Source organism: Lacticaseibacillus hegangensis (assembly GCF_003946465.1).
Taxonomy (GTDB): domain Bacteria; phylum Bacillota; class Bacilli; order Lactobacillales; family Lactobacillaceae; genus Lacticaseibacillus; species Lacticaseibacillus hegangensis.
This window is the reverse complement of record NZ_RHOL01000029.1, coordinates 23706-36192: the sequence shown is the minus strand read 5'-3', so window position 1 is coordinate 36192 and position 12487 is coordinate 23706. Positions and strand designations below refer to the sequence as shown.

The 12487-nt window shown below is 58.3% G+C and carries 16 protein-coding genes; 11 read left to right on the top strand and 5 right to left on the bottom strand.

Annotation, left to right across the window (positions count from 1 at the left end):
* Window positions 1-160: 160 nt before the first annotated feature.
* The 7 genes from rlmD to EKM86_RS09450 all read left to right on the top strand — a co-directional run bounded on the left by rlmD (window position 161) and on the right by EKM86_RS09450 (window position 5828).
* Window positions 161-1519: a 23S rRNA (uracil(1939)-C(5))-methyltransferase RlmD gene (rlmD, locus tag EKM86_RS09480; protein ID WP_164506238.1), complete on the top strand. Its 1359-nt coding sequence runs from the start codon at window positions 161-163 to the stop codon at window positions 1517-1519.
* A 130-nt stretch (window positions 1520-1649) separates the two neighbouring features.
* Window positions 1650-2414, top strand: a complete 765-nt coding sequence (locus tag EKM86_RS09475; RefSeq protein WP_125757350.1) for a phosphosulfolactate synthase — start codon at window positions 1650-1652, stop codon at window positions 2412-2414.
* Window positions 2414-3067: a histidine phosphatase family protein gene (locus EKM86_RS09470; RefSeq protein WP_125757348.1), complete on the top strand. Its 654-nt coding sequence runs from the start codon at window positions 2414-2416 to the stop codon at window positions 3065-3067. Before EKM86_RS09475 ends, EKM86_RS09470 begins: the two co-directional genes overlap by 1 nt.
* 103 nt (window positions 3068-3170) lie before the next feature.
* On the top strand, window positions 3171-3992 hold the full coding sequence (locus EKM86_RS09465) for a Cof-type HAD-IIB family hydrolase (protein ID WP_125757346.1): 822 nt from the start codon (window positions 3171-3173) through the stop codon (window positions 3990-3992).
* A complete protein-coding gene (locus tag EKM86_RS09460) occupies window positions 3989-4477 on the top strand; it encodes a GNAT family N-acetyltransferase (RefSeq protein ID WP_125757344.1) in 489 nt (162 codons plus the stop codon). Before EKM86_RS09465 ends, EKM86_RS09460 begins: the two co-directional genes overlap by 4 nt.
* A gap of 19 nt (window positions 4478-4496) precedes the next feature.
* A complete protein-coding gene (locus EKM86_RS09455; RefSeq protein WP_125757342.1) occupies window positions 4497-5093 on the top strand; it encodes a TetR/AcrR family transcriptional regulator C-terminal domain-containing protein in 597 nt (198 codons plus the stop codon).
* Between the two features lie 90 nt (window positions 5094-5183).
* Window positions 5184-5828 carry a nitroreductase family protein gene (locus tag EKM86_RS09450; protein WP_125757340.1) on the top strand — a complete coding sequence of 215 codons (645 nt, stop codon included), beginning with the start codon at window positions 5184-5186 and terminating at the stop codon, window positions 5826-5828.
* Between the two features lie 82 nt (window positions 5829-5910).
* Here the strand turns inward: EKM86_RS09450 and EKM86_RS09445 are convergent, their stop codons facing one another.
* Complete coding sequence (locus tag EKM86_RS09445) at window positions 5911-6477, bottom strand: hypothetical protein (protein ID WP_125757338.1); 567 nt, start codon at window positions 6475-6477, stop codon at window positions 5911-5913.
* A gap of 87 nt (window positions 6478-6564) precedes the next feature.
* Here EKM86_RS09445 and EKM86_RS09440 point away from each other — a divergent pair, with 87 nt between their 5' ends.
* Window positions 6565-7518 carry an aldo/keto reductase gene (locus EKM86_RS09440; RefSeq protein ID WP_125757335.1) on the top strand — a complete coding sequence of 318 codons (954 nt, stop codon included), beginning with the start codon at window positions 6565-6567 and terminating at the stop codon, window positions 7516-7518.
* Window positions 7519-7565: 47 nt separating this feature from the next.
* Here EKM86_RS09440 and EKM86_RS09435 read toward each other — a convergent pair whose 3' ends face one another.
* From EKM86_RS09435 to EKM86_RS09425, 3 genes are all read right to left on the bottom strand, one after another.
* On the bottom strand, window positions 7566-8294 hold the full coding sequence (locus tag EKM86_RS09435) for a glycosyltransferase family 2 protein (RefSeq protein ID WP_125757333.1): 729 nt from the start codon (window positions 8292-8294) through the stop codon (window positions 7566-7568).
* A 119-nt stretch (window positions 8295-8413) separates the two neighbouring features.
* Window positions 8414-9337, bottom strand: coding sequence for an SPFH domain-containing protein (locus tag EKM86_RS09430; protein WP_056989310.1), 924 nt, complete (start codon window positions 9335-9337; stop codon window positions 8414-8416).
* A gap of 44 nt (window positions 9338-9381) precedes the next feature.
* Window positions 9382-9573, bottom strand: a complete 192-nt coding sequence (locus EKM86_RS09425) for a hypothetical protein (RefSeq protein ID WP_125757331.1) — start codon at window positions 9571-9573, stop codon at window positions 9382-9384.
* A gap of 185 nt (window positions 9574-9758) precedes the next feature.
* Between EKM86_RS09425 and EKM86_RS09420 the strand changes: the two genes are divergently transcribed.
* A complete protein-coding gene (locus EKM86_RS09420; protein WP_125757329.1) occupies window positions 9759-10493 on the top strand; it encodes a GH25 family lysozyme in 735 nt (244 codons plus the stop codon).
* A gap of 80 nt (window positions 10494-10573) precedes the next feature.
* The gene (locus EKM86_RS09415) at window positions 10574-10930 is read left to right on the top strand and encodes a YxeA family protein (protein WP_125757327.1); all 357 of its coding nucleotides are present in this window, start codon (window positions 10574-10576) and stop codon (window positions 10928-10930) included.
* Window positions 10931-10993: 63 nt separating this feature from the next.
* Here the strand turns inward: EKM86_RS09415 and EKM86_RS09410 are convergent, their stop codons facing one another.
* A complete protein-coding gene (locus tag EKM86_RS09410) occupies window positions 10994-11371 on the bottom strand; it encodes a DUF4828 domain-containing protein (protein ID WP_225419396.1) in 378 nt (125 codons plus the stop codon).
* 127 nt (window positions 11372-11498) lie between these two features.
* On the opposite strand from EKM86_RS09410, the gene EKM86_RS09405 reads away from it, so the two are divergent.
* Window positions 11499-12479, top strand: a complete 981-nt coding sequence (locus EKM86_RS09405) for a Gfo/Idh/MocA family protein (protein WP_125757325.1) — start codon at window positions 11499-11501, stop codon at window positions 12477-12479.
* Window positions 12480-12487 lie beyond the last annotated feature (8 nt).

The window sequence follows — 12487 nt, the reverse complement described above, 5'->3', positions numbered from 1 at the left end:
AACCGCCGTATACGGAACCGTACGTACGGTGGTGTGAGAGGTCGGTAGCCGAATTAATCGGCTACCTCCTACTCGATCGGCTTGTGAGTTGCCGGCCGGTCTGGTACAGTGAGTGGAGTCATTTTTCGCGTTGCCGCGCTGCGGCGAAAGGAGGCCCATGGTGGCGAAAACCCCAGTGGTCAAGAACCAAGAACTTGAAGTTGAAATTGAAGATCTGACGTACCAAGGCATGGGGGTGGCCAAGATCGATGGCTATCCGCTGTTCATCGAAGACACGCTGCCAGGCGAAAAAGCGCTGGTGCACGTGCTCAAGACGGAGAAGCAGTACGGCTTTGCCAAGCTCAAGAAGCTTGAACAGACCTCACCAGACCGGGTCCTGGCCGTGGATCATACCTACACGCAAACCGGCATCGCGCCGCTGCAGCACCTGGCGTACCCGGCCCAGCTGAAATTTAAGCAGCATCAGATCCAGGAGTTGTTTAAAAAGCAGGGCCTCCACATTCCGGTCCGGCCCACGCTTGGTATGGACAACCCAACCGGGTATCGCAACAAAGCCCAGATCCCGGTGCGCCAGATTAATGGCCAGGCGACCACCGGCTTTTTCAAGCGCCGCAGCCACGAGCTGGTGCCGCTGGAGGACTTTTACATTCAAGACCCGAAGATTGACGCCGCGGTGATCGTGGTGCGCGATCTGCTGCGCAAATACCACTTGACCGGGTACGATGAGCAGGCCAACTCTGGACTGGTTCGGCACATCATGGTGCGCCGCGGTTATTACTCCAAGGACATGATGATCGTGCTGGTGGTCACGTCTTGGGCGGTGCCGCACCAAGACGACATCGTTGCCGGCATCCAGGCCGCCCTGCCGGAAGTGTCCAGCATCATGCTGAACCTCAACGACAAGCGCACCAACGTGATTCTGGGCAAGAAGACACGGCTTTTGGCGGGACATTCTTATCTGACCGACCAGCTGCTGGGCAATACCTTCCACATTTCGCCGCTGTCCTTCTACCAGGTCAACCCGCTGCAAACCGAGGTTCTGTATTCACAGGCCATCGAGGCGGCCGGTCTGACCGGCAAGGAAACCGTGATCGATGCGTATTCTGGTATCGGGACGATTTCCTTGGCCATGGCCAAGCACGCGAAGCAGGTTTACGGCGTGGAAATCGTGCCCGAGGCCGTGGGTGACGCGCGCGATAACGCGAAGCTCAACGGCATCACCAATGTGACCTTCACTGTTGGCAAGGCCGAAGACGCCATGCAGCAGTGGCAACAAGAAGAACTACCAGTCGACGTGTTGATGGTGGACCCGCCGCGCAAGGGGCTGGCCAAGGAATTTATCGCCGCGGTGGGTGTGCTGCTGCCGCCCAAGCTCGTGTATGTGTCCTGCAACCCGGCGACACTGGCCCGCGATATCAAGGCACTTGAGGCGTTTGGCTACCACGCGGCGCAGACCCAGCCGGTCGACATGTTTCCCCAGACGACCAGCATTGAAAGTGTCACGGCGCTGACCCGTTAATTCAATTAAAATCACAGGAAGGCTGCCGGCGGGCGGCCTTTTTGCATGAGAAGTTTCACACGATTGTCACATATTGTTTTCAGTAAACTGGTAAAATAGGAGTCATTAAAACTTGGAGGCAATTTGATCAATGAAGGCCTACGCATTTTTGAAGAACACACCAAAAACCACGACCCCGCGCGGCAAGACAATGATGCTGGACAAGGGACTCGGGCTGAACGAAACCGAGGATCTGCTGGCGACGGCCGGTGATTACCTGGATTACGCCAAGTTCGGCTGGGGCACAGCGGCCACGATGGACCGTGAGCTGATTCAGCAGAAGACGGCCAAGTACCAAGCGGCCGGTGTGATTCCATACCCCGGTGGCACCCTGCTGGAAGTCGCGTTGATGAACGGGCAATTTAACGACTTCTTGAAGGAGACGCAGGCGCTAGGGTTTGGCGGCGTCGAAGTCAGTGACGGCTCAACCACAATCGCGGGCAGCACGCGCAAGCAGGTGATTCAGCAGGCCAAAGACGCCGGCCTTTTTGTCATTTCCGAGGTGGGCAAAAAAGATCCGACGCTGGATCATGAGCTGTCCATCCACGAACGGCTGATGCAGATCCAAGCTGACCTGCAAAGCGGTGCCAACTACGTCATCATTGAGGCGCGCGAGGCCGGCAAGAACATCGGTATTTACGACGCAGAGGGGAACATCATCGAAGACGAGCTGCAAGAATTAGCCAAAGGGGGCACCGACCAGCTGATTTTTGAGGCGCCGCTGAAGAGCCAGCAGGTCGCGCTGATCCGCCAGTTCGGTGTTGGGATTAACCTTGGCAACATCGCCAGCAATGAAGTCACTGCGCTTGAAACGCTGCGGCGCGGGCTGCGCGGCGACACCGTGGGTCAGCTGTAATGAAGCGACTGTTCATCGTCCGCCACGGCCGGACGCAGTGGAACGTCGAAAAGCGGTTGCAAGGCGCAAGCGGTGATAGTCCAGTGTTGCAGGATGATTTGACCCCGTACGAGAAGCTGGCCGCCTACCTGGACCAGTACCGCTTTGCGGCCGCTTACACCAGTCCGCTGCCGCGAGCGGTGACCTCCGGCAGGCTGATCCTGACGCGCATGCCGCACAATGCCGGTCTGAAGCTGCAGCCAGTGGCCGGTTTGACCGAGATCGGGTTTGGCCAGTGGGAAGGCAAAAAGCGGGCCGAATTAGTCCACGATCACCTGGCTTTGTTTCAGAAGCTGTCCCGGCGCGAAAACGATCCGGGTTTGACCGCACTGGGGGTCGAGGACTTCAACGCGGCAGGTGAACGGTTTGCACAGGCGCTCAAGACCATTGCCGCGGTTCTGCCGGCTGATGCGAACGCCTTGATCGTCACCCACGGCGGCATTGCCCAGCTGGGGATGCGCCACTTGACCGGCAATGACCATTTACTGGGGCTGAAGAACCTCTCCACCTCACTGGTGGGCGTGGTGGGCAATCAGTATTACGTGGATGTCTACAATCAAACCGCGTACCTGCCGCATGTTGACTTAAACGAGGGCAATGTGTCGATTCTTTAAGGCCGCAATGAGTCGCCTGCAGCGCGCAGGCGGCTTTTTCTTGGCTGCTGGCTAATTGGAAACTGCGATATAATTGACCCATGTTTAACCAAAGGGGACCGCTATGACAATCAAACTGATCGCGACGGATATTGATGACACCTTACTGAATTCCCACAGGCAGCTGACCGTGCACACGACTGACGTGCTGAAACGTGCCCATGCGCAAGGCATCAAGGTGGTGCTGTGCACCGGGCGGCCGGTGCAGGCAGTCCAGCCGCTGCTGGATCAGCTGGGGCTGAGCGGACCCGATGAGTACGCCATCACCTTCAACGGGGCGGTGACGTTGTCGCTTGCCGGCGAGCAGTTCAGCAACTTTGACCTGGGCCGCCGCGACTTTGCTGCACTGGATCAGTTCGCCAAGGCCCATCAGCTGACCTATAACTTGCGAGACGCCCAAGGTGCCGTCATCACACCGGACGATAATATCAGCTTCTACGCGGTGCGACAGGCGTACGACAGCCAGGTGGGTATCACGCGCCTGACGCCGGCCCAGGTCCCGGCAGATTTTCGTTACGTGAAGGGCATGCTGACGGCGCCCAAGGCGGTGCTTGACGCGATCGAACCAAGCGCCCGGGCGGCCTTTGGCGACGCATACTACGTGGTGCGGTCGACGCCATTTTTCCTGGAGGTCATGAATCCCAAGGCAAATAAGGGGAGCGGACTCTCGGCGCTGGCAAAGCGGCTGGGACTGGCAGCTGCCGAGGTGATGGCGTGCGGCGATGAGGCCAACGACTTGCCAATGCTGAAGTGGGCCGGGTGCGCGATCGGCATGGCCAACGGCATTGACGCGGTGAAGCAGGCGGCCACTCATGTGACGCGCGATAATGACCACGACGGGGTGGCCGCGGCGGTCGAAAAATACGTGCTGGAGGCTCGGTCATGAGCATAACTTTTCAGCCGGCCCGGCCTGCGGACCTGCCTGCCATCATGGCAATTGAACACGCCGGCTTCACGCCTGCAGAGGCGGCCAGTCAGGCCAGCATGGCGGCGCGCATTGCCGCCTACCCGGAAACTTTCATCACGGCGCATCAGGCCGGCCGCTTGGTCGGTTATGTGGTCGGCCCAGCGATTCAGCGGCGTCACTTAACGGACGACTTGTTTGAAATCGCGCAGCCCAATTCAAAGACGGCGCCTTACCTGGCCATCCTAAGCCTGGCGGTGGCCCCAGAAGTACATGGCCAAGGCATTGGGTCCGCGCTGCTGGCGGCCCTGTCTGACCTGGGCAAACGGCAACACCGCCGCGGGCTTACGCTGACCTGCCTGGCCAAACTCGTGCCGTTTTACACGCGCAATGGGTTTGTCAGCGATGGTCAGTCGGCTTCAACTCATGCTGGTGAAGTGTGGTTCGACATGGTGAAACAGCTCTAAAGGCGTGGGGGAAGACACAATGAAAAATGAAGCAATCTCGCTAGCCACGAAGCGGCGCTTTTCGGCGGCGTTAAAGGCGGCACTGCGCACCCGGCCGTTTGAAGACATCACGGTGCAACAGCTGCTCACTGCCACCGGCATGGCGCGGCCGACTTTTTATTATCATTTTGATGATCTGTTCGGGCTCTTGCAATGGACCTTTGCCGACGAGGCGCTGAGCTTGTTGCAGAAGGATTCGGATTACACCCACTGGGAGGAAGACGTTTACCAGCTGCTGGTTTATTTGGCTAACAATGCTGATTTGTACGCCAACTTCTACGCAAATATCACGTTGGAGCAGATTCAGGCGATTTTCTGTACGTCGATGCTGAAAATCCTGAATGGCTACATTCAGGCCGTGATCACGGCGCGGCAGCTGACGGTGAGTCCCGCGACTCAGCAGTTTGTCGCCGAGTTTTTTGTGGGCGGATTTGTCAGTGTGCTCGTGCGCTGGCTAAAGGCCGGTCTGCCAGAGTCGCCGGCAGCGCTGCGGCAGCAGCTGCACGAGACGATGGATCAGCTCATTGTCCAAGTACTCGAAAAGGCGAACAAAATCGGTAATTTGTCAGATGTCTAACATACGGTAGCGATTGAACATTCTTTAATGCGAATGCATTGCTTACAATAAGGATGTAAGCGAATTCATGAACAGAAAGGATGAGCGTTTATGGCTTTTGTGAATAATGATTTTGGTGACGTGTTGTTGCACCGCGAATCAGTGCGGGACTTTGATCCGAGTGTCAAGATTCCTCGCGAAGAGCTTCAGCAGATGATTTCTGAAGCAATCACAGCGCCTTCCGCCTGCAACCTGCAGGCCTGGCACTTTGTGATCGTCGACGACGAGGCTGGCAAGGACAAGCTTCGGTCCTACTTCATGAAGTTTAACAAGCCGCAACTGGATTCATGCAGCGCCATGATCCAGATCTTCGGCGATACCTTGGCCTTCAAGGCCTACCGCGACTTGTGGAACAAGGCCTGCGAAGATGGCCGCATCACCCCGGAAAAGCGTGATGAGGTGCTCAACACCTTCTTGCCGCTGTACGAAAAGGCGCCTAAGTCCATGCTGGTCAACGACTCAACGGTTGACAGCACGATTGCCGCCACGCAGCTGATGCTGATCGCCCGGGCGCACGGCTATGAGTCCAACCCCATTGGCGGCTATGACACCACCAAGGCGGCCAAGGTCTTCGGTCTCGACCCGGAGCGCTATGTGCCAGTCATGGCCGTTGCGCTGGGCAAGCCGGCCAAGAACGGCAAGGACGAGATGAAGTCCGCTCGTTACCCGGCATCTCAGGTTATCGAGTTCGCCTAATCTAAAAATCGACAATACCTCCGCCAAGTTAGCTAGCTGCTAACTTGGCGGAGGTATTTTTGATCGCGCTAGCTCGCGGCAGTCAGTCGACAATCGGCGGCAGGTCCGGGATCAGCATGCGGTAAAGACTAAGCGCCTTGGGCTGCGGCAGTGCAGGCTCGGTGGTCGCCGTCTGCAGGGCAAACCGCAGCAGTGCCGCACCCAGCCAGCCGCTGATGAACGTGCGGTCTTGCGCCGGGTAGTCGCGCGTGATCAGCACCCGCTGCACGGCGCCGATCATCAGGTCCTGCGCCCGGTCTGCCGCGCTCGCCCAGATGATCAGCTGCCACAGCGGCCGCGCTTCCAGCAGCGCGGACACGATCAGCGCGGAGCCGCTTTGAAAGTCCTTGATGGTGCTTTGATCAACGCGGTGTTCGAAGGCGCCGATTTGTTTGAGCAGCTCGACGGCCAAAATGTCCTTGAGATCCTGGTGGTGGCGGTAAAACGTGGCGCGCGACACCCCGGCCAGGCGGCAAAACTCACCAACCTTGAGACTGGAAAAAGGGACGCCTTGGTCGTGCAGCCGCTGCAGGGCCGAAAGCATTTTGACTTGCGAGTGCCGGCTGCGGGCGTCGATCTGCATCCCGCCGGCCAGTTGAATTTTTGCCATGATGTCACCTCGTTTAGGCTATTGTACCAGAACCCGGCTTGACGGCGGCAGGGCACTGTGGTTAAACCGAGGTGAGGTGATTGTGACATGAAAACGGTAAAGCTTGGTAACACGAACTGGACGGCGTCAAACGTCGCGCTGGGTATCATGCGCATGGACGCGTTGTCCCCAGCTGAGGCCGCCACGAGTCTGAACGCGGCGGTGGACGCTGGCATCAACTTCATTGATTCGGCCGATATCTACGGGCAGGGGGCGTCTGAAAAGGTCTTCGGCGAAGCACTCAAACAGTCTGGCCTCCGGCGCGACCAGCTGTTCATTCAGTCCAAGGGCGGCATCATTGTCGACCCGGCACGTTCGCACGGCAGCCTGGTGTTCGGCAAGCGCTACGATTTCTCCAAGCAGCACCTGATCGATGCTGTGGACGGCGAGCTCTCCCGGATGGGCATCGACTACCTGGATGCCTTCCTGCTGCACCGGCCGGATCCCTTGATGGAACCAGACGAGGTCGCCGCGGCCTTTGACGAGCTGCAGCAGGCCGGCAAGGTGCGGCACTTCGGGGTGTCCAACTTTGACCCGCAGCAGTTCGCATTTCTGCAGGAAAATGTCAGCCAGCCGCTCCTGATTAACCAGGTTCAGTTCTCTGTCATGCACACCGGCATGGTCAACGCCGGGATGCATGTGAACATGGAAGATCCGCGCTCGGTCAATCGCGACGGCGGGCTGCTGGCCTTTTCGCGGCGCAAGCACGTTACCCTGCAGGCCTGGTCGCCATTCCAGTACGGGATGTTTGCCGGGGTCTACATCGACAACGCCAAGTTCCCGGAGCTGAACGCCAAGCTCGCTGAGCTGGCGGCCAAGTACCATGTCTCGAAAAATGGCATCGCGGTGGCTTGGATTCTGCGCATGCCGGTGCCGTTCCAGGTCATTTTGGGCACCATGAATCCGGTGCACATCAAGGACTCGGCCGCCGGCTCCGACGTGACGTTAACACGCCAGGAGTGGTACGACGTGTACTTTGCGGCAGGCAACGACCTGCCCTGATCCAAGACCGTCAAAGGCGGCGTCAGCTTTGTGCTGGCGCCGCCTTTTTAGCCCAGAGTACGGCCGAGCTGGCGGATGCGGGCGAACACGGCGTCTTCCTGGCGCCTGGCCGCCCAGCCGGCCGTGTGAATTGTGCTGTTGGGCCGGTTCTCCTTGGTGTACAAAATCGCTGGTAGATACGCGTAAGGGCCGGGCGTCGCGGCGACAAAACTGGCCGTGAACAGGTAGTCCTCAGCGATGGGCAGGTCTTCGTCGAACTGCAGGTTGGCCGCGCGAATCGCGGCCGTGCGAAAGGCCTTGTTCCAGACGTAGCCGCCGACTTCAGTGCCGTGGTGGGCGACTTGGTCGAACATCTCGCGCTGGTTCAGCAGCACTTCCTGTGCCTGACGCGGTGGAGCTCCGCGGAACCACCGGTAGCCAACTGCCACGGCGGCAATCCCTGGGGTCATTGCGCGTGCCATCACCGCCGCAAAGGTCGGCGCGATGCGGTCATCACCGTCGATAAAGGCCACCGCGCTAGTCGTCGCACGCGCAAGGCCAAAATTGCGGGCGACCGACACGCCGCGGTGCCTGGCAAACGCCTCGTGGTGAAAATTGGGGATGCCGCGGACAAAGGCGGCCCCGCGCTCCGCAGTCCCGTCGGTGGAGCCGTCGTCCACCAGCCACAGGGTAAAGTCGGCGGTTTGGTGCGTCAAATCGCCCAGCAACGGCTCAAAGTAGGTGCCAAGCTGGTAAGTCGGGATCACGATTGTCAATGATTCAGCCATGTTACTCACCTCCACGGGTAATTATCCGCGGTGCCTGGCGGAAGACAAATAATTAGCTTGGCCAAGTGGCAGTGGTCACCAAAAAAGCGCCGGCATCTCGCGATGGCGGCACTTTGCGGAACGTTCAGTTAGTTTTCGACGTGCTTGGCGCTGGCCAGGACCTTGCCAACGGCTGGGATCTGGCCCAGTGAATCGATGGCGGTACTTGGCATGACCACGGTGTTTGAAGACCCGTTGGCCAATGCTTCCAAGGCCTCGACGTTCTTGTACGTCAGGTACAAGTCGCCGTTGTTCTTGAGCCCTTCGTTGATGGAATTGATCTGGTCGCGTACGGCTTCGGCAATCAGGCGCTGAGACTCGGCTTTACCTTGCGCTTCCAGAATCTGCGTCTGCTTGTTGGCTTCGGCTTGGAGAATGTCAGATTGCTTTTCCCCTTCGGCTTTAGCGATGGCAGCCTGCTTCAGACCTTCCGCCTCCATGATGTTGGCTTCCTTTTCACGCGAAGCCCGCAGCAGCTTGTTCATGGATTCCTGAATGGTCTTGTCGACCTGGATCGAGTCGATGTTGACGCGGTCCACGTTCAGGCCGTAGCCGGCAGTCGTTGTGGCGATCTGCTGGAACAGGGTCTGGTTGATCGTTTCGGTGCCGTTCAGGACATCGTTCAGGTCCATGTTCCCGATGATGCCACGCAGGTTAGCACGAGTATCTTGGACCATGGACAGCACGGAATCCTTGTTTTGGTACACGTAGGCGTTGACGTCGGTGATGTGGTACTTCAGGGTTTCGGAAATGCGCACCACAACGTTATCCTTGGTGATGACTTCTTGTTCGTCGACCTTCAGCGGAATCTGCTTCATGTTGACGATCTCGGTGATGCGGTAGATGAACGGCGGCACCACATGGAAGCCTGGCTGCAGCGTCTGGACGTACTTCCCCAGCCGCTCCACGATGCCGACTTCCCCGGTATGAATAATGGCCATACTGGAGAACAAGATAATCAGTAGAAAAATGGCAACGATGATCACGATTGCCCAAATGATAATTCCGAACATGTTAACTCCTCCTTTGATTGCCGCGAGCGCGGCGCTCAGCTGTGCTAATACTGCAGTTGCCGTTTGGCCAGGCGAACCCCCAAGCCCAGCGCTGAAGCTTCTGCCACCACCACCAGATCACCAGTGGTGGCGGCGTCGAGCAGCCAGTAGTGATAATGAATGCCAAACAAGACGACCTCGCCATTGCCTTCATGGGTGAGGGTGAAAGTCGTGCCAATCAAGCGCTCGTCTAGCATGCTCTGCCTCCTTGCAACTGACCACATCATAGTCTGTTTGGCCAAGGTAAAATCAGTCTTGGGGCTGATTTTACTAGGATCAGACCCGGTGCAATAACAATCAACACCTTCCATTCTACAGTAATTCTGACGGCTTGCCAGCAAATCGGTATAATAGGGTTAATTTGCGGAAAGGAGCCCTCAGTATGGCAAGGCGCAGGCGCAAGCGGCCCATCTACTCAAATACCTACATCAAGCGCCGCCGCATTTGGACGGCGGCGGGGGCCTTGGTGCTCATCCTGGCACTGGTCCTGGGCGGCTGGCTGTGGACTCAGCGCAAAACCGGCGTGGCTAAGTATCCGGTGCGCGGCGTCGCCTTGTCCCAAAGCGACGGCAGTGCCGACTTTCAGGCCCTGCAAAGCTCCGGGCTGGCCTTTGTCTACCTGAAAAGCACGCAAGGGGCGAGCTTTTTTGACGACAGTTTTGCCACCAACTACCAGCAGGCCAGTGGCAGCGGCTTGGCTGTCGGCGTGTATCACTATTTCTCGTTTGACAGCGATCCGGCGGCCCAGGCGGATTATTTTGCCGCTAAGGTCGGCAAAAATTTCGGCACGCTGCCGATTGGCCTGCACATCGCCTACTACGGCGATTATGCGAGCCACCCGCCCAAGCCGGCGGTGCTGCGAGCCAAGGTTCAGGCGTTTGTCGTGGAGCTGCGGCGCTACACGACCCGCCCGCTCGTGTTCATCGGCAGTCCTGCGGTGCTTGGCGACCTTAAGGGCATCGACAGCAGTGCCAGGCGGTGGGTGATCAGCGCGCGGCGGCCGCGCTTTGCCGGCGCGGCGTTTTGGCAGGACGGCAAGCTGGAGGCCGCCGGCGACAGTTACTCGGCTGTGGCCTTTCTGGGCACGAAAGCGGCGCTGAAAAAGTTGGCGAACTAACAAAATCGTCACCAAACTGTTAGCTGAATCGATGGCTGGCCGCCTTCCGGCAAGCGATACTAGCAGTGAGGTGAGACAGGATGAAAAAATTGTTGGTCGGGTTGATCGTCGTGGTCGCCTTGGCATTTGGCGGCTACAAGCTTGTGGCAGTGCTGTCGTACGGCGGCATTTCGTATTACACCAAGGTCACGACGGGCGGCGAGCAGATCACAGAGAAAAGTGATCAGGGCCGCAGTTATACGGATTACCGGTATCGCCTGACCGGGTACGACAAAACCGGGCACAGCCGCTTGCTCGACTTTAACGCCAACAAGGCGCGGCCCCTGAAGCGCGGCGCTTACCTCAAGCTGGTCTACAACGCCAATAAGGGCGTCACCAGCTGGCAGGCCGTGGACCCCGGCTTAGTGCCAGAGCCGGCCCTCAGCCGCCTTAACTAGCTAACTTACCAGAAAAGGCCGTGCACTTCATCTGAAGTGCACGGCCTTTCGCATGCGCGGTGGTTATTCTGAGTCGGTTGGCGCGGCCGGGGTGATGATGTTGTAGGTCGTGTCCTCGGCCTCGTCGTACACCTTAGTTGGACCAGTGGGACCGCTGGTGATGATCAGCTGGTAGCCGTAGTGGTCCAGAAAGGTCAGCCGGTCGGTCGAAATGCCGGTCACCGTGCCGGGCAGCACGCGGCCGTCAATCTTGATGGCGAGGTCCTTCGACACGACGATTTGGTGGGTCTTGTTAGTCAGCTCGTCCAAAAAGGCATAGCGGCCCGTGTATTGCTGCGCCAAGGTCTCCATGGGCGTTGGCGCCGTCTGCCCGCGATGGTGATGCCGGTGCGGCACACTGTTTTTTAATCCGCTGATGAGATTGTGCACGAATGATGGCATCGCTTGACCCCCGTTTATGATACCCTCATCATAGCATGCAGTTGTTACGCTGAGGTATCAGAATCAAATCGGTCTGTTACAATATCTTTAAAAGCATCTGTTAAAAAATGAGAAAGGTGGGACCACTTTGAAATTAGGAATTATCGGTACTAACGGCATCACGGTCCAGTTCGTGCAGGCGGCCGAGGCAACGGGGCAGTTCACGCTCGCCGCAGTGTATTCGCGCCACGAGGAAACGGCCCAGCACTTCATTGCGGAAACGCACGAGGCGGCCATTTACACGGACCTAGACGCGTTTTTCGCCAGCGCCATCGACGTCGTGTACATTGCCAGTCCCAACGGCCTGCACGCCGGCCAGGCGATTCAGGCGCTAAATGCCGGCAAGCACGCCATTGTGGAAAAACCGATGGTGACCGACCGCAGTCAGTTGGCCGCTTTGGAAGAGGCGCAGGCCGCGCATCCGGACTTGCTGGTTTTTGAGGCGGCGCGGCACGTCTACGATCCTAACTTCCAAGTGATCACCGATTACGTCAAGGATCACAAGGGCGCGCTGAACGGCGCGACGCTGGTGAACGCCAAGTACTCCTCGCGTTACGATGCCTACCTGGCTGGGGATGATCCTAACATCTTCTCGCCACGCTTTGGCGGGGGCGCACTGATGGACCTCGGCGTTTACTCCGTGTACGCGGCCATTGGCTGGTTTGGCCTGCCCAGTGAGGTGGTTTACCTGCCCAATGTGCTGTCCAGTGGGGTCGACGGCAGCGGGGTGGCCAGCCTGTCCTATGATTTTGGCAACGTGACTTTGCTTATCGGGAAAAATTACATCACGCAGGCCCCGAGCGAAATCTATTTTGGCAAAACAACGCTGAGTTTTGGCGCGACCGGGGTGCTCGACCACGCGCGCACCTTTGGCGCCGATGTGCAAGACTTGGCTAAGCCGCAAGTCGACAATCCCTTGGCCTATGAGGCTGAATTCTTTGGCCGCGCCATCGAGACCGGCGACCATGCGGCCTGTGCCAAAGCGTTTAACCTGGCCAAGCAGGTGCACACGGTGATGGGCCGCTTGCGTGCGACGACAGACATTCACTTCGGGACAGACCCGGAATAGGAGACAAC